The sequence below is a fragment of the Paenibacillus sp. PAMC21692 genome, from assembly GCF_014303795.1.
Classification (GTDB): domain Bacteria; phylum Bacillota; class Bacilli; order Paenibacillales; family Paenibacillaceae; genus Pristimantibacillus; species Pristimantibacillus agaridevorans.
In genome coordinates, this window is record NZ_CP060293.1 from 7,776,496 (window position 1) to 7,799,187 (window position 22,692).

Here is a 22,692-nt window from a genome sequence, read left to right on the forward strand (position 1 = left end):
TGAGAAAGGCATGACGAAATGGACGCAAGATTAGACAACGCTCCGTGCGGATACTTCTCGATTACCGATGCCGGCATTATTCGAGAGGTCAATCAGACCTTGTTAAACATGTTGCAGCACGACAACCCCGAGTTGGCCGGCCGTCATGTCGAGTCGGTCTTGTCCGTCACGAACAAACTCCTGTTCCACACGTACTTCTATCCGCACATCCAACTGTACGGTCAAGTAAACGAGATGTATATGTCGCTTCGCACGAATAGCGGAGGGGATGTGCCCGTCCTGCTGAACGGCATCCGAAGGACGCGGGACGGCGAGAGCCGCATCGACATCGTCGTCGTAGAGATGCGCAAGCGGATCGAACATGAGAAGGATGTTCTGCAGACCAAGGTAAAGCTCCAGGAGCTTTACCAAGCGACGAACGAGGCGAACAAGCGGCTCGAGCTTCTTAACGAGGAATACGAACGGAAGCAGCAGGAGCTCATGCTGATCAACAGCAGGCTCGAGTCCATGGCAACCACCGATCCGTTAACGGGGCTTCGCAATCGGCGGTACTTCCAGGACAACTTAACGACTCTTCTCGCGGAGCACCAAGACAGCGGACTGCCCCTGTCCATGCTTATCATCGACATCGACCACTTCAAGCACATTAACGACACGTACGGCCATCCCATCGGCGATCTCGTGTTGACCAAGCTCGCCGAGCTTCTCCAATCTATGTCGCGGGAGACGGATATCATTGCGCGGTTCGGCGGCGAAGAGTTCGTGGCGATTCTCCCCGAGACCGGCAAGGAACAAGCGGTGGATATCGCTGAGGCGTTATGCCAGGCAACCGCCGCCACTCCGATGGGCGATTACCGGATCACGATCAGTTTGGGCGTTGCTACGGCTGAAGTCGGGGAAACGAATGGAACGCTTGTCAAGAAAGCCGATACGGCGCTGTATGCGTCCAAGAGCGGCGGCCGGAACCGCGTGACGCATGCGGAGGATCTTTGAAATAGAGGACAGCGGCACGGCGAGGACCGTCGACGGCGGGAGTTGCTGACATTGAAGTTTACATTGACGTTGACTGAAGTAGTTCGTTGCAGCAGTTCAGGCGGCTCGGGATAAATAGAAAGGACAAGGTCGAGTAGTTGGATGCGGAGTTGGATGAGTAGTTGGATGATGACCAAGCGGATGACAAAGAGAAGGGGCTGTCCCAAAAGTCATCGTCAGTTGACTAAAGGCCCCCCCTTTTCTCTAAATTGTAAAACAAAAAGAAACCTTTCCTTGGTAAAATGGAGGTACCACCCAACCACATACCAAAGGAGAGGTTTCTTTTGTACATTCAATATACCATGGACCAACTTCATCTGCCAATGGACTTGGAGGACGACATTCCTCCCAATCACCTCGTTCGTGTAGTCAATGAGGCTGTCAATCGCTTAGATGACAAGATCTTCAGGGATGCTTACCCCGGTGGAGGAAGAGACAGCTACCATCCCAAAATGCTCACCAAAGTCATCATTTATGCCTATACACAGCGGATCTACTCTTCTCGGCAGATTGCCAAGGCGGTCCGTGAAAATATCATGTTTATGTGGATTGCCGGCAGACAACGCCCAGACTTCCGGACCATCAATCGCTTTCGCTCCGAGCGGATGAAAGACATATTGGAGACGGTCTTCACTGGTGTGCTTCAATTTCTTGCTGCTGAGAAATATGTGAAGCTTGAGCATTACTTTGTAGATGGCACAAAAATCGAAGCGAACGCGAATCGGTACACGTTTGTCTGGGGTAAGGCAGTCGTGAAGCAGAAAGCGAAGCTCCAGGAAAAAGTAAAAACGTTGTTTGCCACCATTGAAGCGACTGAAAAACAAGAAGATCAGGAGCAGGCCGGACAGGATCTTGCGGAGCTAGGCGAAGCATCCGAGTTGACCAGCGAGAAATTGGAATCGGCCGTTCAGCAATTGGAAGCCAACCTGCAAACTCGGCCGAAGGATAAGCCCCTTAAAAAAGCGGTACGCGCCCTTCGTAAGGACCTGTTGCCTCGTCTGCAGAAATACGAGACCCAGCAAGAGATTCTCGGAGATCGGAACAGCTTTAGCAAGACTGATCATGACGCCACATTCATGCGAATGAAAGAAGATCATATGCGTAATGGTCAGCTTAAGCCTGGCTACAATGTGCAGATCGGAACAGAGAACCAGTTCATTATCGGGTACAGCTTGCACCAACGTCCGACCGATACGCGATGCCTAAAACCTCACTTGGAGAAGGTCAAAGCAGCGCTCGGCAAGTTGCCGAAAACGGTTATTGCGGACGCTGGATACGGTGGTGAGGAAAACTACGCCTATTTGGAAAGCGAACAACTGGAAGCATTAGTGAAGTACAGCACCTACCATAAGGAAAAATCGAAGAAATGGAAGCAAGACATCAGTAAGCTGGATAATTGGCAGTACAACGAGATCGAAGACACGTGGACGTGCGCCGCAGGACGAAAACTATTATTCCGTTATGAAAGCAAGGAGAAATCGGAAAGTGGGTATGAGCTAAGGAAGCGGCACTATCGGAGCGAGAGTTGCGAGGGTTGTCCGTTTAAGGAATTGTGCACGAAAGCGAAAGGAAATCGCGAAATCAGTGTAAGTATGAAGTATTTAAGTTACAAGCAGCGAGCACGCGAGAAGCTCAGAAGTGAGGACGGGTACGCCCTCTCGGTTCGAAGGATGATTGAGCCGGAAAGTGTATTCGGGCAAATAAAGAATAACCGCGGATTCAGACGTTTTCTGCTTCGAGGCCTGCCAAAAGTGAGCCTAGAGGTCGGGTGGCTTTCGCTCGCCCACAATTTGCTCAAGAAGGCGGCAATAGACCAAAAAGCAGAAATGGTGGTGCAGGGATAGCCTCCCTAGCACCACCATTTTTCCATTTTAGACGCTTCATTCATCAAGTGAGCTATTACATAAGCGAACGATCTTACTTTTGAGACAGCCCCTTTCGCCCATGCAGAGATATTATAGGAATTTCTCCCTCTATTTCATGAGCATACGGGACTATCTGCAATTCGATAGCTATTAGATGGCATATTTCCCTTTATCTTCGCAGAATAATCTATAAACGCGAGATTAGAGGGTCTTTTTCCCATTGTCTTTAAGCATGAAGGTTTAAAACCCACAACAGCTCACCTGGCAGCCCTATTCGAATTGATCCGTCATATCCGTCCAGTTGCTCCAGTCGGGCAACTTCTGCTCCCCCCAATACTGCAGGAACATCCTAATGACCTCGTTGCTGTCCACGGTGGAATAGCCGTAATGCTTGAAGGTGCCGTCGTCGTTGACCAGACGAAGCTCGACCACAAAGCCGTTGCCCTCGCCTTCCGCCGTTGCCGCTTGCAGATAACTGCTGCCTTCGACCGGCTCGCTGGGGTCGAGAACAATGAAGTCATCGGAGTCCAGCGCAAGGATAATATCCGTTATAAGCGAAGCATTAATCGCTTCATTCTCGAAATTTGCCCATTGCGAGGTAATTCGGTAGGTCAATGTACGGCCACCATCTTGCGGTGCGTTCGTTGTTTCGCTCATCTTTGTTCCTCCTCGTGAAGTTGTTCCATTTTACCCGTTTAGGAGATCGTATTGTCCCGTCACCGGGTTGAAGATAAGAGTTACCGTTTCTTCAGTTTCCTTCGCTTGAAACACATATCCCGCATTGACGAACCAGTTCGCCCGCGGTTCGAAAGCCATCAAATGAGACTTTTGGATATCATGATATGCAGAAGTGGCTTTAACCTCCGCCAATGCTTCATGGACATTGAATGCAGGTTTATATAGCAGAAACAGAAAAACGGCCAGCGCAGGCAACAACAAGGCGATATAGCGTATCGTTAGTTTAGCGCGAGTTCTCTCTTCGATTTTGCGATAAGACAGTGCAACCAGCCAAATACTGAAAAGACACAAGTATATGATCATCTGGAGATCGAATACCCCCAAATAATCCATTTGATTACGAGCGATCAGATACACAAGAACGCCAATCGCATACACCGCTGCCACGATTGTCATGAACCAGCCCTTACGCAACATTCGGCTCATACTCATTCCCTTCCTCAGGATCAGTCTTAAGACTCTCCTTACACGACGGTATTGCTGATCTCTATTCTATAACCGTTTTGCTCAGCGGTATCCATGATCTCGTATATGGATTTCCATGCTGCATCGTTGAACAAATACCACTGATCTTCGGTTACATCATGAAGCAGCATAGGCGGGTATTCCGCTAGCAGCTCGGCCGGGAATGCGTTAACGATGGAATAAACATCGTAACGAAGCAAGCTCTTTCCTTTTTGATCCAAAAAGTCAAACTGCGCGCCTTTATAATAGGATCCCAATATATCCATCGTGTAGCGCCACGAATAATCCTTCGGCGCTTCGACCTTGTCTCCTTTGTTTTCCGCAAAAATATGATAAATGGATTGGTTTTGCATTGGACTCGTATAGTGAGAGACAACGCCCCCCATTGTCATGTGGTATTCGTGCTGCAGTACTCCTACTTGTACGCCATCGATTAACAAGGGCGGAGTGTCGACAGTAACTACGTTGTTCGCGTAATTGACATTGCAGCCAAACGCTTGCGCGATGAAACGCAGCGGCACGAACACGCGATTATTTTTTTTGTAAGGCGGAACATCCAGCTGTACCTTGTCGGCATTAATCTGCGCCGTGCTGCTGTTAATCGATAATGTCACTTTCAGATCGCCTTTGGTAACGACAACCTCGGGATTCAACCATTCGACGCTTGCGCCTAGATTCTCGCTAATGACTCGTACAGGCACCATCATCCGTTGATTCTTGATTTCGGGCTTAACATCGGATGCAACAGTCACTCCGTCAATAATAATTGGTTTATCAGCTGCATACACAGTCGACGCCGTCATACTTAACAATACGGCAATCACAATGGCTATTACGGTTTTCTTCATGACCTGACAGCTCCTCCTCCGCATATTGATCTAACCCTCTGCCTCTGCTCCCAATACTAAGACGTGTCTGGATAAAATTAGTTGCACTTCTTCTTTGGACGAACAAATTTTTAAGGCTCACCATTTCCCGTAGAGAAACTTGTTGCCGGAGTTGCACATGGCATGGCCCGAACATCGGCCTCACTACACATTTGTGCATTTCTACCCAATTTCTTAAACAATTGGGGCCTCCGCAAAGCGAATTGTACGAAAATACACAAATTCTCGCGTCACATCGTCGTTTTGGGCCTCTCTGAACCAAAATTTATGTATATATGTACAAATGTACGAAAGAAATGCCCTTACCTCATCTAAATTGTGTATTTTCGCTCAATTGTTGTACCGTGACGGTGAGGCCTATCCGGCACAAAATGCTGATGTCGGAACTTGTTCGATGACCTCGATGAGCTCGATTAGATTCGTCAGTACAAAGGCCATAATAACCTGCCCTCCGGCAAGCTGTCATGGCCTTTTAATTGCCTTATTGGCTCATCCTGCGTCTCCTCCGCGCTGCCGAACGGCGGCGATTCGTTTCCCAAGACTCGCTCCATGCCTTAAACAGCTCGTAGTCCTCCACAACCTGCCGCGAATAGGCCACAGCTCTCTGAGTCACATCATCGCAAAATGTATCGGTATCCTTGCCGATGGCCCGCGCGATCTCGTCCTCGCTATGATAGCTCAAAATGCCGCTCTCCACGTCCGCATCCGCCCGCGCATGCATCTTGGCCGTAATTTGGCCCATGGTCTCCGCCGTCTTGACCCAATCCTTGTGCTCCCTCAGCTTGATCGGCTTCAACTTCTTCTTGTACGGCGACCTCTCCCTGGCGTAGAAGTGACGGCCGTTTAACGTCAAGTGGCCCAGGAAAGGATCCGCTTCGTGGTGCATCGCGCGTTGCGTCGTCGCGACCCGCTTGCCCTGATGGGCGAATTCATCCCAGAACGATTCGTCGTACGGCATAAAATAGACCGGTACCGGCGCGCGCACTTCCTTGATCTCGATAATGATGTCGTCGAGTCCCTCGTTCTCTTCTCCGCCCTCCATCAGCACATAATACCGATCGAGCCCGATCGACGCCGTACCCGAGCCGTGTTTGACCGCGATGTCCTTAATATGGTAAAACGATGCCGGAAGCCCGAGATTGGCAGAAAGTTCATTCATATATTCGTTCCAGCCGCCTACGATAAGTTCCCTCTCCTCATTCGTCGGCTTTTCGATCTCCTCCGACCACCGGAACATTCGCCGCCCTGCTTCCACCAGCGTTATTTTCTCGATAAAATGGCTGCTGGCCAACTGCTCCGTCTTCCTCAGCAGCTTGCGGACGGGACCTTTGGTCGTCGCTTCATCGAAAACAAGATCCCCGGGATCATCCTTGCGGTCGGCGTACCTTCTTATCTGATCCGCATAAGCCGTCAAGTAGGCTCTCACCGTATCCGTCTGTTCTTGTTCGGACAGATCATTATCGGCCATTACCAGGTACAGGCTGACGGACATACGGAGAATATCGTACAAATAGGAGCCCGTGCATCCCTCGTCGAAATCGTTAACGTCGAATACGATGCGTCCGTTCCCGCTGCGAAAGGCTCCGAAGTTCTCGAAGTGCAGATCGCCCTGTATCCACGTAGGGCGTTCCGGATCGGTATGATAGGGCAGCCATTCGCTGCCTACGTCGAAGTAAAACAAGTAAGCGCTGCCGCGAAAAAACAGATACGCGCTTCCCCTCATTTTGCTATACTTCAACATTCGCTTCTCGTCGCTCAGTCCCATAATTTCGCCGTCGAATTCCTCCAGCACCCGCGACAACGTCAACCCTCTCAACTTGCGCTTTGTATGCTTGACCACTTCCGTGATATTCTCTTCCAGCTTCATAAGTCCACCTCCGCGATTGCGATAATAATCATGTTCATGATTCCCATATTATAGCACGTCCCGAAGACAGCCTGTCATAATTGATCACTAAAACCAGCTAATACTTGTCAAGCATTTAGTATTGGAGTGGGGCAGTTTAATTGGTATACTGATTTCTAGGCACGACAAATAACCTTCATTGGCGTGAAGGTTATGGGTAAATTTGGTTTTTAGTTTCTGTAGGGCTGCTCTTTACTAAGGATGGCGTACACGTGATGGAGAAGCTTGTTGGCGCAAGCGATCACGACCACCTTGTATGGCTTGCCCTCTTTTCTTTTCTTGTCGTAATATTCTCTAATCCTCTTGTTGGTGCTTCCCCGGATCCCGCATTGCACAGCTAAATACAACGATCGGCGAAGTCTCTTTGAACCCCGCTTAGTAATTCGTGAACTTGTGGCGGTAAATTTCCCGGAACTAAAGATTCCAGGGTCTAATCCCGCATACGCCACAAGCTGTTTAGCGCCTTCAAATTGTCCTACATCTCCAACCTCCGCAACAATTGCTGCAGCTAATTTATCCCCGATCCCAGGTATGCTTTTCACCAGTTCTACCTCAGGTAAATCAAATGCGAGTTCATTCATCTGTTTCTCAAGATCACTTAATTGCTCCGTGAACGAAAGCAACAAGGAAACCATACCACTTAAGGCTACGGTCTGAGATTGGCTTCTAGGCTGTGCTCTCCAATCTAACAAGATCTCTCGAAGTCGTCTTGCTTTCTCATCAACCCAACGTCTCGAACGGGATTTTCCAGCGCATGCCTGAATAGTTTCAACAAGATCCCCATCATCGCCCTCTAAACAACGCTCCAACACGCTTAGCGACGTGACAGAGAACAGGGCATAAAAGATCTCCTCATAAGCCGGAAAGACCTGTTCGAGCAATGCTCTCGCGTTTAACTTCGCTTGGACGAACATTCCCGTCACAAACTCATGCTGCCTGGTCACATGCTGCAGCTCTGTAAACGTTTCGTCCCATGTACGATGCGGTAAAACGTCCCCGCGGTAGTACATATCGGCTAGATGCCAAGCATCCGCAGCATCTGTTTTTACCTTCCTAAGTTGAGTTCCTTTCGCACGCTTAGACTGTAACGGATTAACGATGAAATGCGTCCATCCACTACGTTCGAGATAAGCTACAAGCCCCCGATGATAATGTCCTGTCGCTTCAAGAATAACTACAGGGGCAATTGCCATCCTCGCCTGTAACTCCGCTAAGAGCTCCCCTAGCCGCTCGAATCCGCTATCCCCGTGAGAGATGCTCTCCAACTTCCCGTACGGTTCGTTCCTCCTTGTAAAAGCTTGTACTACGCTAGATCCTTTCGCTACATCCACACCTACGACTGGCTGCATAACAACCTCCCTAATAAAATTGCCGGCACTCCCACGATGGTTCCAAACCCATAGCTTCGCTTGTGATGCGAGGTCGTTGCCTCTACCAGCTCAAACATGGTCATTGGGGGTAGTGGGAGAACAGTTTTTGTGACGGGGTCTGACCCCTAAAAGACGCACGTTCTCCCGGCTACCGCCATCGTATACCGACCATAAAAAAAGGCCAACCAGTAATAACTGGCTAACCTGATAATACGAAAAAGATGCCCCCCGAATACATCCCCGCAGCAACAGGTTCGTATCGAAGAAGCATCTTTATCCACTTTTCTATAACTGCGCGATCATGCCGCCGTCAGCTACCAATGTAGCTCCCGTCATAAAGGAATTGTCGGGGCTTGCCGCGAACATGACGACCGAAGCGATTTCTTCGGGCTGACCCACCCGACCGATCGGCTGAGATTCATTCCACTGGCGCATGATATCTTCTCTGGGTGTATCCAGATTTTTTACGCTGCTTTCCAGCATCGGCGTCTGCACCGCACCCGGCAGCACCGTGTTGGCGCGAATATTTTGTTTGGCGTAATCCAGCGCGATGGCCCTGGTCATCCCCGCGATCCCGGCCTTGGACGCGGCATATGCGGAATAACCGTCAAGCGTGGCAAGCGCATGCACGGAACTGACGTTTACGATCGCGCCTCCCCCTTGCGCCAGCATAGCCGGTATGACGCCTCTGCAGAAAAGGAAAACGGATGTCAGGTTATTCGTGATTACGCCATTCCACTCGTCGAGGCTCATATCCGTTAACCGGACTTGAGGACATACCGCCGCGTTATTGATCATCACGTCGATTCTGCCGAATATGCGAAGCGTGTCCGCGATGACCCGGGCAACATCGCTTTCCGAAGACACGTCGGCCGCCATCGCCTCGGCGCTTCCGCCGCCATCCCCAATCTCCGCCGCAACGTCCTGTACTTTGCCAAGCGTACGTCCGACGAGGACAACATGAGCGCCCTCGCGCCCGAATCTCAGCGCGATCGCCCGCCCGATGCCGCCTCCGCCTCCCGTCACGATTACGACTTTATTTTCCCATGTCATATGCGCACCTCTTGTCCTAACCATGATCGGCAGCAAATGTGTTCCGCAGCGTGCCAATTCCTTCGACCGTCGCTTCCACGACATCGCCGGCCTTTAGCCACACTTGCGGATTTTTCCCCATACCCACGCCAGGCGGCGTTCCCGTGCTGATGATATCCCCAGGCTGCAGCGTGATTGTCCGCGATAGGAACGAAATCAAGTAAGGGACGTCGAATATCAGTTCCTTCGTACTTGAATGCTGCATCGTCTCGCCGTTTAGCTTAAGGGAAATGCCGAGCTGCCCAGGATTTCCTATTTCGTCCCCGGTTACGATCCAGGGGCCAGTCGGCGCAAAACCGTCAATCGTCTTGCCGCGCGTCCATTGCGGTTCGTTTAACTGAATGTCCCTTGCGCTGACGTCGTTTACGATCGTGTAGCCGTATACGTATTCCATCGCGGATTCCAGCGATACCTTGCTGGCTGTCCGTCCGATAACGACCGCAAGCTCGACCTCGTAGTCGCATTGCGACACTTCTTCCGGAATGATAACCTTATCGTCATGCCCGACAAGGCAATTGTTGTATTTCGGAAATAACACCGGCACCTTGGGCACCTGCATGTTCGATTCTACAACGTGATCGTGGTAGTTCAACCCGATGCAAATAATTTTCTCGGGATTCGTTACCGGCGGAAGAAGCTTCACTTCGTCCAACTTGCAATGTTCGACCTCTGCCAGCAAGGACGGGTTGCCGGAATCCTTAATGATATCCATAGCGGTCAAACCTTCGCGCAATACCGCGATTTCGGAACCATCCTTCAGCAATCCGACCCTCAAGCGACGTTCTTCATCCTGAAGCTTATAGAATTGCAACATTTTCATTATAATCGCTCCTCCTTCTTTGAGAGGTGGTTCAAAAAGTCCGCTTCCCATTACGAAGTATTCCCTGAAGATTACTCGACATCGAAGATTGAATGCAGCCGAACCTTCCGTTGCTCACGTAGCTCTGCTACGCTCCGCTACTCAGTTTCTAGCTGCCTTCAATCTTCTCGGTACTGAAAACCAAACTTTTTGAACTTCCACTCTAATTATGCAAAAATATTTTAGCGGTTTTGCCCGGACCCGCGATCAACTTCTCAAAGCAGGCCCCTCCCTCTGCGAGAGGCGCCGTCTCGGTCCATGCCGTCAAATTCACTCGGCCCTCGGAAATCCATTGCAGCGCAGTCTCGAAGTCCTCCCGCGAATAAGCGAATGCGCCTTTCGCTTCAATCTCGCCGCGGATCATATCGTTAACAGGCAGCGCGCTCTCCGCTTCGTGAAGCCCCGTAAACACGACTCTCCCGCCGGAACGCGCCGCCGAGACGCTTTGCTGCCGGGTAAAACTCGCGCCGACCGCGTCAATGACGGCATCGAAGCTTGCCGTCTCACCTATTTCCTCAAGCCGGGTCGCCGCCATGCCTCCCAGCTCGCGCGCGATTTCGAGTCTCGCCTCGTTCAAGTCGAGGATCCCCGGATTCCTCACCCCATACGCTTGCGCAGCTTGAAGCGCGAGCAACCCGATCGGACCGGCTCCATAGATCAATAACCGATCTGCCGGCGTCAGCCGCAGGAGCCGACACACGTGTACGGCGCAAGCAACCGGCTCCGTTAATGCGCCTTCCTCCATCGTTACATTGTCCGGAAGCCGATAGACATTTTCGGCCGGCACGGCAATGTACTCGGCAAACGCGCCTGGCCGATGGGCGCCCAGCAGCTGTCTGGCGCCGCATAACTGGGACTCCCCGTTCCGGCAATAACGGCAGCTGCCGCAAGTCACGAGCGGATTGGCCGTAACCCGCTCACCGGATGTAAAGCCATTTGCGCGTTCGCCCGTCTTCGCCACGATGCCCGCGAATTCGTGTCCCATTATAAGCGGCGGCTTGCGCAAAGAATTGTGACCGAGATATCCGCCAAGCTCGGAGCCGCAGATGCCGACCCGCTCCACGCGGATCAGCACCTCGTCCGGTCCCGGCTCAGGAACGGCTACCGACCGTACGTTCATTTGTTTGGGTCCTTCATAGACAAGGGCTTGCATGTTCATATTCTTCTGCCTCCTCCTACTCGACGGGTTCCCGCTTCTCCCAATTCTGCTTGAACAACGGCAGCCAATGACCGGGGTGATACGGATATTTGGCCGCCTCCTCCAATTGAAGCTCTACGCCAAGGCCGGGACGGTCCGGCGGCTGCAAGTACCCGTTTTCAACCCTGAACGGAGGGGAGAAAATGTCCTGCGCCCACGAATGATTAAAGTCGTCGAATATTTCATGAAGGAAAAAATTCGGCGTAGCCATGTTCAAGTGCGCGCACACGATGGAGCACACGGGGCCTTGAGCGCTGTGCGGAGCGGTAACCCCGTTATGCGCATGTACCATGCCGCAAATTTGTTTGGAAGCGCTGAGGCCAAGGAACTGCGGCTCCAGCTGAATAATATGAACCGCGTCATGTTTGAGCAGCTCCGCAAACTGTTCGCGGTTGTAATAATCCTCTCCGCATGCGATGGGAACCGGGCTTCTCCGCGCCACTTCCACCATGGAGGAAATTCGATAAGGAGGAACGGGAGCCTCGAACCAGGTCGGCTCGTAAGGCGCCATTGCTTCCGCGAATTGCAGCGCCGTATGCACGCTGAACCGATTATGTCCCTCGATCAGAATGTCGACGTCCGGTCCGACTGCATCGCGGACGGCGGCGATATTGCGGATCGCGCCCGCGAAATCGCTTCTATCCACCGTTCTCCAGGCTGCCCCGAACGGATCGAACTTCAGCGCCGTATACCCTTTGTCGACAACCTCCTTGGCCTGGTTGAAGAAGCTCTCCTCGTCCGCTCCTCCGCGGTACCAGCCGTTGGCGTAACAGCGCAGCTTGTCATGTGCTTTTCCGCCTAGCAGCTTATACATCGGTACGCCAAGCGCCTTGCCCATAATATCCCAACATGCCGTCTCGATCGCGGCAAGCGCCGACCCTTGCACCTGACCTCCGTCCGAATAAACATCCCGAATCATCTTGAGCGAGATGGTCTCCACATCGAAAGGGTCCATCCCTATAACGAGATGTTTCAGCTCGTGAATGGCCGCTTCGACCGTTTTGGCGAAGCCGTTCAACGTTCCTTCGCCAAGCCCCGTTATTCCCTCGTCCGTATCCACTTGAACGAACAGCCAGTTTTTCCACGGATTGCCGACAATATAAGTGCGTATATCCGTTATTCTCATGCCAATATCCCCCCACATGTAAGCGTTGAGACTAACTTAGCATGGCGATTTGGGATCTACAAGATGTCTCACTTGTATACATCAAAGCATCACTTTTTCGACAAAATGAATATGCTGGCTGATCAGTCGAACGGTTAGCGCCGGGTCGTTGCCTTCTAGCGCTTTCCGAATTTGTTTATGCTCCTCCAGACTGCCATACATTCTGTTCCGGTCGCGGTAAAAGGTTGTCCGGACGGCTCGCAGAAATTTATCCTGAAGACGGGACATCGCCTCCGAATATTCCTCGTTGTCCAGCCCCGACACGATTAACTCGTGAAATTGCCGATCGAGCTCCACGTATTCGACGATATCACGGGTTTCTACCGCCTCGGCCTGCTTCGCCAGATTTTCGTCCAATCGCTCAAAATAAGGGCTGTCCATCTTGGCCGTCAATTGACTCGCTGCAAACGTTTCGAGCGCCAGGCGCAGCTGATAGACGTCCAAAATTTTTTTTAGCGACATTTCCTGTACGACAAACCCTTGGTTGGCCACAAGCTTGACCAATCCGATCATTTCCAATCGATCAAGAGCCGATCGGATCGGCGTTTTGCTCATCTGAAGCCTTTCGCATAGCTGCTTCTCCGAAATAAACGTGCCTCCCTCCCACTCTCCGCTGACAATGCCATGCTTGATAAGTCCGAAAGCTTTATCCCTTAACGTCGTTCCTGTCGTCATATCGCTCAGATCTTCCTTTCCGCAATTGCCTATTATATGATGATCATACTTGATACACCAGGTCGAAAGGAAGATGAACATGGGCAAGCCCACCCTGCGGCAGCTGGCATACGACAATATTCACTCCTGGATCGTGAACGGAGAATTGCCAAGAGGTTCCGTGACTTCGGAGATCGAGCTCGGCAAAAGGCTCGATATGAGCCGCACCCCGATTCGTGCCGCGCTCCAACAGTTGGAGCTGGAGGGTTATGTTCGCATAGCCTCCAAGCACGGCATTCTCATTCTGGATTCTTCCTCCGAGCGGGTCGGCGACCTTCTCGAGATGATTGCGTCCATGATCTTGTTTGCCGGCATCCTTTCCTGGCATACGCGACAAGAAGAGCTTCTCCTGTTTTCCCGCAGCCAATCGGAACGCCTTGCCGTTCTCTTAAGGGAAAATGATGGCGATGCCGGGAACCGGCAAGCGTTTATCGATTTCGAATACGGACTGCTTCGGGACTTGATTGCGATGTGCCACAACAAGGAGATGGACAAGTCCTACCAAACCGCGTCATCCAGGTTGTTATGGCATCTTAATGATCGCAGATGGACGGCTCCCTATAACGGAACGACATCGGAACAGTTGACTCGCTTCGTTCAGTCTCTCGCCTTGGGGATGGAAGCGTTCCGCGAAGCTTTATTCGCGTATCTGCACACGTTGAAACGTACATGGTCGTAGCTCCAAAATCGGTTCTACATTTTTCACTGGTCATTTCGACACGAAATTACGAGCATATCGCAGGATGTTTTCGGCTGCATTAAGCTATGCAAATCTTTTACCTTCTGAGCGCTTTATATGGGGAAAAATGCTCCGACATGAAAGTTTTCATACCGGTTTTCATCCGATATACTTAAATAAACCGATTGAAAACACGATGAAAGGGTGATTTCGCTGAGTTATGTAGACTTGTTGGGACGTCGTAGCACGATATTGAAACACCGGATGGATGATTTGATCAAGAAGAACAACTCGCAAGGATTAAGCGCCCAGGAAAAGAACTTATACCAAACCATTGTTAAAGAATGGCATCAAGTCGAGAGCGAAATCAACTCCGCTCGCAAAGAATCATAGCTTTGGCTCACATTAAAAGGACGATACCCAGGCATCTATGATGCGAGGGTACCGTCCTTTATTCGTGCTGTAAGTCGATATTTTGCCGTCTATAAATCCGAGATCGATGCCGCTACCCTTGCGTTGCTTCTTTGACTGCCGGCTTGCCAGCCTCGATCAATCGTTTGTTGCCTACGAAGAATATGGTCAGAACCACGATTAACAATCCCGTTCCCGCAAGCAGCCATTCTATTTCGATCACATCCGCCAGCGGGCCGAAGATCATCATGCCGATTGGCATCATCGAAGTCGAGATCATGCCGAACACGCCAAAGATGCGGCCCATATAGTCCGGATCCACCTTCTCCTGCAGCAACACCGTCGTCGGCGTATTCGCCATAGGCATTGCTACTCCGAACAGCCCCATGATGATTAAGTAAATCCAAAAGACAGGCATAATTCCGAGCAATAACGTACACACTCCCATGACCAGGTTGGCGAAGGCCATCGTGTACACCTTGTTGCGGAAACCGCCCCATGATGCGATAATCGCTCCACCAGCCATCATGCCGACGGAGAAAGCAATTTCAATAGCCGTTAACCGCCAATATTCCTCCCCGAAGCTTCGCGCAACTTGCAGCGGCGTCAAAAATGCAGCCGGTGCCATCAAGACGAAGAAAAAAGCGAAGAAGATAAAGAAGGGCTTAAGAAAGCTATGATTCTTAATGTAGGTTAACCCCAACTTAAAGTCATCCATATAACTAGTCGATTGTTTATCGGTCGCCTTCTTGTGCAAGGGAATCTTGAGAAAGAGAAGTAAAGTGAGGATCGCAAGGATTGCGGTTACGACATCGATAAAAAGAATCAACTCAATGGTTGCAAAGGTGAGCAATGACGCGCTGACAATAGGCGCAACGAACATCATAAGCGCCTGAAGCGTCCCGTTAATGCCGTTAACTCGGGTCAACTTGTCCTCTGGTACAATCTGAGGCAATATGGCGCCTACTGCCGGCGTTTGGATACCCGCTCCCAACGCGCGGACGGCGGCGATGACAAACAGCAGCCATGTCGCATTATATCCCATTAGAAAAGTGATCGCGAGAATAAGCGTAACCGCCGCAATCATCGCATCCGCAATTATGATGAGATATTTGCGGTTGAAACGATCCGCCCATACGCCTGCGAACGGCGACAACAGAAAAGTGGGAATGAACCCGCAAATAATAAAGAGCGTCATCATAAGTCCTGATTTGGTGGTCAGCGTGACATGCCACATAATCGCGTATTGAACCAAGGCGGAACCAAATAACGATATCGTTTGACTGCTTAAGAAAAGAATGATGTTTCTTTTCCAGTTCTTTTTTTCTTCCTCATGCGTCATCTTGTGCCCCTTTCTGGAGATACCCGAATTGATCATCAAGAATTTCTCCGTTTCTTATAGTAAGTCATTACCAAATTACATGCAACTAGGGCGTGTCTGAAAACCCGCTCTGGGGCATCTTTCACCGCCTTTCCGCCCCCTGCTTCGTCACTTTTGCTTGACGTACCCCCGGTACGCCTTCACAAAAGTTCCTTGCATGGAACGAAAATTCGGCAAAATCTGCTCCCCTCGGAGTATTCAGACACGCCCTAATTCCAATTCCCCGTCGATCTGTCCACATCCGTTTGCATCATGACACCCATGGAGGTGCTGCTACGTATTGCTTGGAATTGAGGTTAGAATAGTAATAGGTTAAGGAGGACAAAATGTTTATCGTCATTGGTCTCGTATTTATCGTCTTGTACGCACTGATCGTATTCTACATAGGTTGGAGCGGCTGGAAGTGGATGAAGCCGGCGGTCTCACGCAGGTTCCGGCTATTCTATATCATCGCGATCGTTTTCCTGGCCAGCTCTCTTTTTCTCTCCAGAATCGTCGAGGGCTCAACCATACTAAGCGTAATCGGCAGCTATTGGCTAGCCATATTTAGCTTATTGGTTATGCTCCTCCCCCTCGTGCATCTAATCGTCTGGCTAACCAAGCTGACGAGATTGCCTCGACGCTCCGTCCAGAAGTGGTCGGGTATCGTTACTTTGATCCTGCTGGTCGGCTTGCTGGGTTATGGAAGCTACAATGCGTTTAGCCCGACCGTGCGTTTCTATGACATCCAAATCGACAAGCAAGGCCCGGCAAATGGCGTGCTTCAAATCGTAATGGCCTCCGATATGCATTTTAGTTATCTATCCGGCAGAAACCATGCAGAACGAATGGTAAAGGAAATTAACGCGCTTAATCCCGACATCGTCTTGCTGCCCGGCGATATTGTGGATGACGATATTATTCCTTACAAAGACAAAGGGATCGGCGACGTGTTATCGGAGATCGAAGCGCCTCTCGGCGTGTTCGCCTCGCTTGGCAACCATGATCGGTTCAAGGGAGAGACCGAGGAGTTAATCGGACTTCTGGAGGAAAGCGGCATCGATGTGCTGTACGACGAGACAATCCAAGTGGATAGCTGGCTGACGCTGGTCGGACGGAAGGATTACAGCGATAAGGAAAGAGCCGGGCTGGCCTCATTAACAGACGGCATTGATCGCTCTGGACCCATTTTTATGCTGGAGCATCAACCGGTTGAATTCGACATCGCGGAGGAGCAGGGCATCGATCTCGTGGTCTCCGGACATACCCATTATGGACAAGTCGCGCCTGGCAATCTGATTACCGGCATGTTGTTCGAAAATGATTGGGGCCTTCTGCAGAAAGGGCAGCTGCATTCCATCGTTTCTTCCGGTTTTGGCTTCTGGGGCCCCCCGATCCGGATCGGATCGCAGTCGGAAATCGTCTCGATTCGTGTCCATTTCGCCAATTCGGGCAGTTAACGCAGAAGGGTCAACACGGTTAGCCGGGTTGACCCTTTAATAGCTTCGATAGAGGTTCTCTCGCCTCCGTTAAACCAATCAAAACCATCCAGGCTCCAAGTCCATACAAGGCTGCTCATCCGCAATGCCATCTATATTCCAGCGCAGCCAATGACGTTGCTCTTGCGTCCCGCTACCCCATTCCTCCCATAAAATCGCGCATAAATCGATGCGTCTCTTCTCGATAAACAAAGGAAGCTGCTTCATCCAGTATGAATCGATGCGGCGAATCCGATTGTATCCCTCCATAAAGCCGGCAAAAAACCGGTTAGCCCTTTCGGTCGTCTCTTCCCTGCTTGCCGCCGGTTTGCTCCATTGCGAGAAGGTCGATGCATAGTAGACAGCCATAGCAACATCCTGAACAAAATAATCGTAACCGCAATCGTCAAAATCAAACGCTAATATGACCCCGTTATGCACATAAAAATTGCCATGATGCAGATCGCGATGGCATAAGCCGTAGCTGTCCTTCTCTCGGGGCAGACGCAGAATTTGTTCCTCGCGCTTCTTGAAAGCTTGGTACAGCAACTGCTCCTCTGCAGAGGAGGCGTCGGTTGGCTGGTAAGGCAACTCATCCTCCGTAATCCGATCCGGTTCGCCGGCAGGGACAGAATAGTTCACAGCGCACTCATGCATGAGCCCGGTAATACGCCCCCACTCTTGGAACAAGGAATCGTTCCATTCCGATTGGCCTCCATGGATATGCCCGCCGGGCGCTTTCTCAAACGCAGTCAGCAAGAATGTGCCGCCCTCGTAAGGAATACGCTCCAGAAGCCGACCTCCGGGCGAAGGAAGAGGTTTGCATACGTTCACGTTATGTTCCGCAAGATAGGCGACGAAATTCAGTTCCGCCTGCAATTGCCTCTCTGTACGATGCGAGTCGTGCGTCACTCGCAGAATGGTGTCCCGACCGTTGTCATTCATGGCGTAAACGAGATTCTCGAACCCGCCGAATTTGGAGATATCGTGTTCGGCAATGCCATAACAAGCTGCCGCAGCCCCAAGATGCTCCAAAGTAAATTGTTTTTGCCAACTATTCAACTTCCCGTCTCCTTTCCGTTTTTCGATCCATTTTGTTTAACATTCTGTCTTTCGCTTGCTCGCGTCGTTTGGCGTAAGCCATCTCTTTCTCCAATTTAACATAGTTCTGATATCGTTTAGCATCGAGCTCGCCGCTCGCGATTGCGCTCCGAATCGCGCAGCCGGGCTCTCGTTCATGCTTGCAGTCCCGGTATCTGCACGATTCGCTTAAAACCATTATATCTTCGAATGCGGCGCCGGCCCCATCGTCCGATCCATTTAACTGCAGCTCGCGCATACCCGGCGTATCGATAATGATTCCGCCTTGAGTCAGCACGATCAATTCGCGATGCGTGGTCGTGTGTTTGCCGCGTCCGTCCCCGTACCGGATATCGTTTACCCGCTGCAATTCCTTGTCGGCCAGGGCGTTGATGAGCGTTGACTTGCCAACGCCGGACGAGCCGATCACGGCCAGCGTATTCCCTAACACAAGATAAGTCTGAAGCTCATGCATGCCTTCGGTGTTTAAAGCGCTAATGGTGTGGACGGGTACGCCCGGCGCAATAGCCTGCACTTGCGCAGCTTGCCCTGCCGGGTCAGGGCTCAGATCCGATTTACTCAGCACGATAACCGGACTTGCCCCGCTTTCCCAGACAAGAAGCAAGTAACGTTCCATTCGTCGAAGATTAAAGTCCTGATTAAGCGCCATGACGATCAGTATCTGATCTATATTGGCAGCCACGATCTGTTCCTCCGTCACGGCTCCGGCGACATTGCGGGACATCTTGCTTTTTCTGGGGAGAACAGCGTAAATAATCGCACGATCCGACTCTTCCTTCATGACCACCCAATCGCCTACCGCAGGAAGATCGGCCCTCTCCATCGCATGATATCGCAGCTTGCCGGCCAGTTCGGCCAGCTTCTCGCCGTTGCTTGAGGCCACATCATACAGTTGCCGATGTTCTTTGATCACACGCCCTACCGAATAGCCGCGTTCCCGGTACGGTTCGTAGTGTTGCTGGAACATGGGGCCCCAGCCTAGTTCAACTAATTTCAATGATTATTCCTCCAATTTTCCATATCTTCTCTAACCATTACAACCCGTTGCAGCACAAAAAAGCCGCGACAAATGAAACTTTATCGGCGGCTTTACAATGTCAGATCATTCGTAAAATAGACATAGGAAAGCCCCGGAATCCTGCACTTCGGTTTCCGGGGCTATTAACTCATTCGCTCATTCGTCCAAACAGCTTAGAATAGTGAACGGTGAGGAACGCCTCCTTGAACCAAAGCATTTTTGATCATTTCAGCCATTGTCCTCACTCCTTTCAGTCTTTGTGAAGTAAATATAGCATACAGATCGTTCCAATCATAGACCAAGAACGAGTATAAACAATTAGTTGGAAAGGAATTTAATCGCTTGGAAAAAGAGGTAATATCGTTTAAATTGTCGAATTTTAGCATCTATGATCGATTACCACTTTAAAGGATGACATAAATGCTTCGAAAATTATGGGTGTCCGCCCTTATTCTTTTTACTATCGCTCTGATGGCGCCTTGGCTAACATCCGCGATGGAGCAGCCTAAAGTTCCTTCATCCGGAGAATTGCCTGATCCCGCTACGTCTCCCTCCCTCAAGGCCGTTAACGGGATGCTCTCGCTAAATGACTGGGATTTCGCAAGAGACGGAACGGTCCAGTTGCAAGGGGACTGGTTGGTGGAGTGGGAAACGATGGGAGATCCGAACCCCAAAGTAACGGAGCACTCCTTTGGAACAGTCAAGGTTCCAAGCTCATGGGGAAATCTTCCCGAACCTAGATCGGATTACGGCCTTGCTACCTATCGATTGCGCGTGTTGCTGCCCGAGGAGTGGAGGACTTCCGATCAGGTCCGCCCCCTGGCGATCTATATGCCTGATGTAGCGACGGCTTACACTTTATGGATAGACGGTCAACAGGTATTGAAGGTAGGTCAAGCAGGAGCAAATAAGGAAGAAATGGTAGCCAGCAACGTGCCTCGAACCGCTTCCTTTGCCGTTAATCGGGATTGGCTGGACATTACGATTCATATTTCGAACTTTGTCCAACGCAAAGGCGGGCTTTGGACGACTCCCTTGCTTGGCACCGCAGATCAAATCGCGCGGTATCATCAGACAAAATTAATTGTCGATAATGCACAGGCAGGCATCTTGATTGTAATGGCGATCTTCCATATCGCTTTGTTCTTCTGGAACAGAAAAGAAAAAAGCCCTTTCTTTTTTGCTATGTTATGCCTTGCTGTAGCTGTCCGAACCCTTTCATCCAGTCAAATGACACTTATCTATTTCTTCCCGGAATTTTCATGGGAATGGAACACAAAGCTGGAGTATATGTCCGTTCTTGCGGCAAGTCAATTCACGCTCCTCTACTTTTTACAGATGAATGCTAGAAGCGTCGTACTTCCTCGATTGTCCGCTATCTTTATTTGGTTCGGAAGCTTTTATCATTTATTTGTGCTGGTATGCCCGGCGTCCGTTTTTACGGCAACCATGAATGTTTTGATGACTTATCTTGTACTGATCTCCTCCTACGTCCTTGCCATTGTCATTCGCGCCTCCTTGCAGCGAGAGGATGGAGCCTTGTTCAATCTGATCGGAATGAGTGTGTTTTTTATTTGCGTACTAAATAATGTTTTATACTATAACTTTATTATCGTTTCGATAGATATGACTGCCATCGGCATGCTGGCCTTCTTGATTTTACAGTCTCTTAATGTTACCAATCGCTTTGCGAAGGCGTACAATGTGGCGGAAGAGACGTCAGCCAAGCTGGTTCAGCTGAACCAAAGCCTGGATAAGCAGGTAGAAGATCGTACACATAAGCTGGAGCACAGCCATCGCGAACTGAAGCAAGCCTATGAGCAGCTTTCCAACATACACGAAGAACGCCGACGGTTGTTTTCCGATATTTCGCACGAGCTTGGCCATCCGGTAAATTCGATTCAAGGTTACATCCGCGGCATGATTGATGGCGTCGTACCTCAGGGAAAGACGGAATATTTGCATACGGTTTATGAAAAAACCTTGTATCTGCAACGGATCTTTCAAGATTTGATCGCGCTCGAGCGGCTCGAATCCGGTCAGATCGAACTGGAAAAGAAACAAATCGATCCCAGTTTGTTCATCAAAGAGCTTGTTGATAGTTATCGTTGGGATATAGAAGAAAGCGATATTGCGTTTCAATATCTGGAAGGCGTACCCCGGGACGAATATTGCGCAGAAATAGATCCTAGCCGAATCGAGCAGGTATTTTGCAATTTATTGTTTAATGCCAAAAAATTCACGCCTGGCGGCGGAACAATTACGATACATACGACCATTGTAATGGAAAAGCCTAAAACTCCTTATATGCAGGTTACTGTTCAGGATACCGGCGCGGGTATTTCGGAGAGGGATCTCCCCCATCTATTCGAACGATTCTATCAGGTTCGCAAGGGTGACCGCCAAGGAAGCGGGCTGGGACTCGCGATTGTTAAAGGTATTGTAGCGTCACATGGCGGCCATGTGGGCGTACAGAGCGCAATGAGCGAAGGTAGCCGGTTCTACTTCGCCATTCCTGTTGCATTTGCGTCAGCCTATAGAATGAGAAGGTGAGGGTTCATGCTTGTCAATAAATGAGAAAATCATGATTGTAGAAGATGATCCGGATCTTAGCGAGCTGATTCGACTGTATTTAGAGCAAGCCGGATACGATGTAATAAAAACCGATCAAGGATTACATGCAGTTATCGAGTGCAAAAAAGAAAATCCTCCTGATCTCATCTTGCTCGATATCATGCTTCCGGATATGAACGGGATAGAGGTTTGCCGCATGCTTCGCGAGCATTCCAATGTGCCGATCGTTTTCATTAGCAGCAAACAAGAGGCGGACGTGATGGTACGCGGACTCGAATGTGGGGGCGATGATTATGTACTCAAGCCTTTCCATCCGAACGTATTGGTAGCGAAGGTCAAAGCTCTGCTTCGCAGAGTGAAGGGGCAGCACTCGGAACAGCTGGAGTTGGGGAACTGGCGGTACGATTACAAGACCGCCGAGCTGTATGTGGGCGGAGAAGCTGTGCCGTTGTTTACCAAAGAGAGACAAATGCTCGAGTTTTTTCTCAGAAACCCCAATCAAGTTTTTCATGTGGAGGAGTTGCATCAAGCGATTTGGGGATGGGATAGCCTCAGCAATTTAGGTACAGTAATGGTGTATATCCGTCATTTGCGCAAAAAGATCGAAGCGGATCCGTCCAAACCGCGTTTTATCGTTACTGTCCGAGGTTTTGGCTACAAATTTATAATGGATCACAAAAGATAGTTCCATTGAACTATCCAGTAGTTATTTCGGCTCCCATTTAAACTGTTTTTAAACTCCCTCTATTATACTATTAAGCGTATACGTGGAATCGTTTA

19 protein-coding genes are annotated in these 22,692 nt (G+C 50.3%); 6 read left to right on the forward strand and 13 right to left on the reverse strand.

Translation table 11 applies throughout. The features are described from left to right. Nucleotides 1–18 precede the first annotated feature (18 nt). Together H7F31_RS31030 and H7F31_RS31035 are read left to right on the forward strand one after the other, a co-directional pair. Complete coding sequence (locus tag H7F31_RS31030) at nt 19–993, forward strand: sensor domain-containing diguanylate cyclase (protein ID WP_187101979.1); 975 nt, start codon at nt 19–21, stop codon at nt 991–993. A gap of 323 nt (nt 994–1,316) precedes the next feature. Further along, entirely contained in the window at nt 1,317–2,876 is a 1,560-nt protein-coding gene (locus H7F31_RS31035) for an IS1182 family transposase (protein ID WP_187101891.1), read from the forward strand. 291 nt (nt 2,877–3,167) lie between these two features. On the opposite strand, the gene H7F31_RS31040 is transcribed toward H7F31_RS31035, so the two are convergent. The 10 genes from H7F31_RS31040 to H7F31_RS31085 all read right to left on the reverse strand — a co-directional run bounded on the left by H7F31_RS31040 (nt 3,168) and on the right by H7F31_RS31085 (nt 13,252). Beyond that, the gene (locus H7F31_RS31040) at nt 3,168–3,554 is read right to left on the reverse strand and encodes a hypothetical protein (RefSeq protein WP_256975886.1); all 387 of its coding nucleotides are present in this window, start codon (nt 3,552–3,554) and stop codon (nt 3,168–3,170) included. 30 nt (nt 3,555–3,584) lie between these two features. Further along, nucleotides 3,585–4,061 (reverse strand): hypothetical protein, encoded by a 477-nt coding sequence (locus H7F31_RS31045; protein WP_187101980.1) that lies wholly within the window; start codon nt 4,059–4,061, stop codon nt 3,585–3,587. A gap of 38 nt (nt 4,062–4,099) precedes the next feature. Beyond that, nucleotides 4,100–4,948, reverse strand: a complete 849-nt coding sequence (locus H7F31_RS31050) for a stalk domain-containing protein (protein ID WP_187101981.1) — start codon at nt 4,946–4,948, stop codon at nt 4,100–4,102. A gap of 520 nt (nt 4,949–5,468) precedes the next feature. Then, nucleotides 5,469–6,854: a DUF2252 domain-containing protein gene (locus H7F31_RS31055; protein ID WP_187101982.1), complete on the reverse strand. Its 1,386-nt coding sequence runs from the start codon at nt 6,852–6,854 to the stop codon at nt 5,469–5,471. Between the two features lie 209 nt (nt 6,855–7,063). Then, the gene (locus H7F31_RS31060; RefSeq protein ID WP_187101894.1) at nt 7,064–8,242 is read right to left on the reverse strand and encodes an IS110 family RNA-guided transposase; all 1,179 of its coding nucleotides are present in this window, start codon (nt 8,240–8,242) and stop codon (nt 7,064–7,066) included. A 306-nt stretch (nt 8,243–8,548) separates the two neighbouring features. Next, nucleotides 8,549–9,316, reverse strand: a complete 768-nt coding sequence (locus tag H7F31_RS31065; protein ID WP_087570365.1) for an SDR family NAD(P)-dependent oxidoreductase — start codon at nt 9,314–9,316, stop codon at nt 8,549–8,551. A 16-nt stretch (nt 9,317–9,332) separates the two neighbouring features. After that, nucleotides 9,333–10,175, reverse strand: coding sequence for a fumarylacetoacetate hydrolase family protein (locus tag H7F31_RS31070; RefSeq protein ID WP_187101983.1), 843 nt, complete (start codon nt 10,173–10,175; stop codon nt 9,333–9,335). Nucleotides 10,176–10,377: 202 nt separating this feature from the next. Beyond that, on the reverse strand, nt 10,378–11,373 hold the full coding sequence (locus H7F31_RS31075; RefSeq protein WP_261800198.1) for a zinc-dependent alcohol dehydrogenase: 996 nt from the start codon (nt 11,371–11,373) through the stop codon (nt 10,378–10,380). 16 nt (nt 11,374–11,389) lie between these two features. After that, nucleotides 11,390–12,538, reverse strand: a complete 1,149-nt coding sequence (locus H7F31_RS31080; RefSeq protein ID WP_187101984.1) for a mandelate racemase/muconate lactonizing enzyme family protein — start codon at nt 12,536–12,538, stop codon at nt 11,390–11,392. Nucleotides 12,539–12,619: 81 nt separating this feature from the next. Continuing rightward, nucleotides 12,620–13,252, reverse strand: a complete 633-nt coding sequence (locus tag H7F31_RS31085; RefSeq protein WP_187101985.1) for a GntR family transcriptional regulator — start codon at nt 13,250–13,252, stop codon at nt 12,620–12,622. A 79-nt stretch (nt 13,253–13,331) separates the two neighbouring features. On the opposite strand from H7F31_RS31085, the gene H7F31_RS31090 reads away from it, so the two are divergent. Continuing rightward, complete coding sequence (locus H7F31_RS31090; protein WP_187101986.1) at nt 13,332–13,970, forward strand: GntR family transcriptional regulator; 639 nt, start codon at nt 13,332–13,334, stop codon at nt 13,968–13,970. Nucleotides 13,971–14,475: 505 nt separating this feature from the next. Here H7F31_RS31090 and H7F31_RS31095 read toward each other — a convergent pair. Further along, nucleotides 14,476–15,723, reverse strand: coding sequence for an MFS transporter (locus H7F31_RS31095; protein ID WP_108995106.1), 1,248 nt, complete (start codon nt 15,721–15,723; stop codon nt 14,476–14,478). A gap of 365 nt (nt 15,724–16,088) precedes the next feature. On the opposite strand from H7F31_RS31095, the gene H7F31_RS31100 reads away from it, so the two are divergent. After that, nucleotides 16,089–17,201: a metallophosphoesterase gene (locus H7F31_RS31100; protein ID WP_187101987.1), complete on the forward strand. Its 1,113-nt coding sequence runs from the start codon at nt 16,089–16,091 to the stop codon at nt 17,199–17,201. Nucleotides 17,202–17,279: 78 nt separating this feature from the next. On the opposite strand, the gene H7F31_RS31105 is transcribed toward H7F31_RS31100, so the two are convergent. Both H7F31_RS31105 and rsgA read right to left on the reverse strand, forming a co-directional pair. Continuing rightward, nucleotides 17,280–18,281 carry a phosphotransferase enzyme family protein gene (locus H7F31_RS31105; RefSeq protein ID WP_187101988.1) on the reverse strand — a complete coding sequence of 334 codons (1,002 nt, stop codon included), beginning with the start codon at nt 18,279–18,281 and terminating at the stop codon, nt 17,280–17,282. Continuing rightward, nucleotides 18,274–19,317: a ribosome small subunit-dependent GTPase A gene (gene rsgA, locus H7F31_RS31110; RefSeq protein WP_187101989.1), complete on the reverse strand. Its 1,044-nt coding sequence runs from the start codon at nt 19,315–19,317 to the stop codon at nt 18,274–18,276. Before rsgA ends, H7F31_RS31105 begins: the two co-directional genes overlap by 8 nt. Nucleotides 19,318–19,758: 441 nt before the next feature. Between rsgA and H7F31_RS31115 the strand changes: the two genes are divergently transcribed. Then, nucleotides 19,759–21,891, forward strand: a complete 2,133-nt coding sequence (locus H7F31_RS31115; RefSeq protein WP_187101990.1) for a sensor histidine kinase — start codon at nt 19,759–19,761, stop codon at nt 21,889–21,891. Nucleotides 21,892–21,901: 10 nt separating this feature from the next. After that, nucleotides 21,902–22,597: a response regulator transcription factor gene (locus H7F31_RS31120; protein WP_187101991.1), complete on the forward strand. Its 696-nt coding sequence runs from the start codon at nt 21,902–21,904 to the stop codon at nt 22,595–22,597. Nucleotides 22,598–22,692 lie beyond the last annotated feature (95 nt).